Source organism: Succinivibrio sp., assembly GCF_045124615.1.
GTDB lineage: Bacteria > Pseudomonadota > Gammaproteobacteria > Enterobacterales > Succinivibrionaceae > Succinivibrio > Succinivibrio faecicola.
Genome location: NZ_JBGVMC010000095.1, coordinates 1 through 2,597, shown reverse-complemented (window position 1 = coordinate 2,597; position 2,597 = coordinate 1). Strand labels below are relative to the sequence as shown.

Here is a 2,597-nt window from a genome sequence, read left to right as displayed (position 1 = left end):
TTGCTCCTTTGCCATATATAAGCCCACAGATGAGCTATCTATTTTTAAAACTTTAGTCATAATATATCCTTTTAGCTAAAAGAAAAATTAACCCATATATTATACACCATTTTAGAAAAACCTAAAAATGGTAATCGTAGTCAAACCTAATGCTTACCTGAACCTTGAAAAAGTTTTTGTAGAGAGTATCAGACTCGTTAAAGCCGAATCCCGAAAAGTTAATCTGACAATCAGAGGGTGGTCTACGATAAAGGTTCATTGTACCCTCAGCAAGTTCATAAGCGTTATCCATACCTGAGTTATACGGCACATACAGATCAATGTTGATGTAACCCATTTGTCTGTATTTAGTTTTATTTAAGCCGTTAAAAGTAGCTCTGTTTGCAGAGTAATGTCTGATATTAAAAACTGCAAACGGCTGATCTTCTCTAGGAGTAGCACCTAAAATGTTTTGGAAAGTGCAATAATACTTGAGTTCCTTACACCAATATTGGGTAAATAACTCTTTCATGTAATCGGTTGCTTCTAATATCCTCATTATTATCTCCCTAAACCATATGAGAAAAGAATGACTTTTTCAGCAGGTTTCATAATATCGCAGAAGAATACCTTATACTTAATATCATTACCTGCTACATCTTTACAGGTGACATGAGTAGCAAGGCTGAGATCAACAGGTTTTTTCTGTTCGTCATAAACAGGCAGGAGAAAGCATGACATTTTATCATCTTCTAAACCGTTATAAATTTCAGAGTGCATACCGAAACGAGTCCCCTGAAAGTATATACCACGAACAGGGGGTATGATAACGCCTGTTGTAGTATATGTAACTTCTTCTGATTGAGAGGGTTTATATGGTTTATCTTGGTCAAAAAAATCAATACCACAAGTAACAGTAAGCTCTGTGCCGTACTTGTAGATTAATTTTTCTGCCAATTTGACATATTTGACATAATTTTCTTTTTTCATGCTCTGTAACATCTCCATATAAAGTTACGCAACAGAGGTTTCATAGACTATCTGCAAGTGCATATACAGCCCAAATTGAGCCTTGTTCTGTACCTGAGGAAAAGTATTCGGTATCAGTTTGGAGAGTACCAACCTGTTCTTTTTTACGCTTAATTGCACCACCAGTTTCAGATGTTTCAAATACACCTGACAAGCTCATTGTTTCCTCGTCAACATTGATTGCGTATTCACAGCAAGCCTTGAGTAATGCAGTTGGGATGTAAGGGGTTTGTACTTCTTGTTGGGTTTCGGGGTCTAAAGCAGTTCTGCACCAAGCGTCACGAGGAAATTCTAATGACTGTTCCTCGTAGAAAGGCTTGCCTTTTAATTCTCCGAACCAACGAGTGTCAATGTACTGAGTAGCAACAACGATACGCTGTTGTTTTTGTTCAGTAGTGAAAGCCAACCAAGCGTCATTACCTCGGTCGGTAAAATAAGCATCGGCATATTCCAATGTCACATAAGCATTAGCGTTTTCAACATTAGTGCCATCTTCAACGATAAAAGCCACAACAAAAACCTCGCATAAAAGTAAACACGTTACCATTATACACTATATTTGTTGTGGCTTATAATTATGAACAAAACTTACGAAAATCTTTCTGTGGCGATCTTTAGCAGTTCTTCTTCTGAGTATATACACTTAAAAGTTTTAAAATTATTCTTTTCAGCGTTAAAACCGAAAGTAGTTTGTTTAACGTCTATATAGCATTGGAATTGCAGTCCGTAAAATTTAGATGTTGTTATACCACCTTTTTGTGATTCAACTTTAAACAATTCGTCACCAATACACGCCTTAAATATCTGATTGCGTATAGAATTTCCGATGGCTACTATACGTTTGTTATTAGAACTAAAGCATGTTTGAATTTTACATTCTTCTCCAACAGTCTCAGGGTGTTCATCGCATTTAACTACTTTACAGAATATATCAATAATAGTATTAGAATTTGAGAAACCATCTCGTACATATTCAAGAATATATGTACCTGCTGGCAGAGGTTCTTTTAAAAAATCAGAGAAGTCTAAATCGGTGTTAACTTGCATATATTATACTCCTAGAAACAAAGTTTACAACATTATCTAACTGTTGATACAGGTCTTGCAAAGAGCCTGTGTTATCTATATTCATAATAAGTTTAGGATTTTTTGAATGAAGTGTCAATACTTTTTTGGATTCTTGCTGATAAAATTTCTGTAATTTTTCATATTTATCTCTAGGCATGTAATCAAAAACGTCTTGTTTTGATGAGCGATTAGCGATACGTCTTTGCTGAGTATCATAATCGACACCTTTAATGATTACATGCAAAGCAGGTTCGTCATAATCCTTGAGGCTTTGTTTTATGGCGTTCATAACAGTAAATACAGGTAATTTCCCAATTCCTAGAACAGACTGATATGCGTAAGTGGAAAGAATAAATCTATCATACAAAATGATACTATGCTGTTCGGCTTTTTGCATTTCTTTTAATGCGTTTTTTCTGCATTGGCTGACAATCTGTAAACGTTCTTCGTCAGTGAAATTTGTGGTAACAAAAGTTTGTTTAACCTTTTGTCCCTCCTCACCATACCAATCTGTAAATACA

The 2,597-nt window shown here is 35.3% G+C and carries 5 protein-coding genes; all 5 read right to left on the bottom strand.

The annotated features are described in order from the left end of the window. Positions 1-121: 121 nt before the first annotated feature. Positions 122-538 (bottom strand): hypothetical protein, encoded by a 417-nt coding sequence (locus ACJML3_RS02650; protein ID WP_406020365.1) that lies wholly within the window; start codon positions 536-538, stop codon positions 122-124. Between the two features lie 2 nt (positions 539-540). Beyond that, a complete protein-coding gene (locus ACJML3_RS02645; protein ID WP_406020363.1) occupies positions 541-969 on the bottom strand; it encodes a hypothetical protein in 429 nt (142 codons plus the stop codon). 40 nt (positions 970-1,009) lie between these two features. Next, the gene (locus ACJML3_RS02640; RefSeq protein WP_406020361.1) at positions 1,010-1,555 is read right to left on the bottom strand and encodes a DnaT-like ssDNA-binding protein; all 546 of its coding nucleotides are present in this window, start codon (positions 1,553-1,555) and stop codon (positions 1,010-1,012) included. 41 nt (positions 1,556-1,596) lie between these two features. Further along, positions 1,597-2,055 carry a hypothetical protein gene (locus ACJML3_RS02635; RefSeq protein ID WP_406020359.1) on the bottom strand — a complete coding sequence of 153 codons (459 nt, stop codon included), beginning with the start codon at positions 2,053-2,055 and terminating at the stop codon, positions 1,597-1,599. Next, positions 2,045-2,597: hypothetical protein (locus tag ACJML3_RS02630; protein ID WP_406020357.1), on the bottom strand; the 553-nt coding region annotated here is incomplete at its 5' end. The genes ACJML3_RS02635 and ACJML3_RS02630, both read right to left, overlap by 11 nt.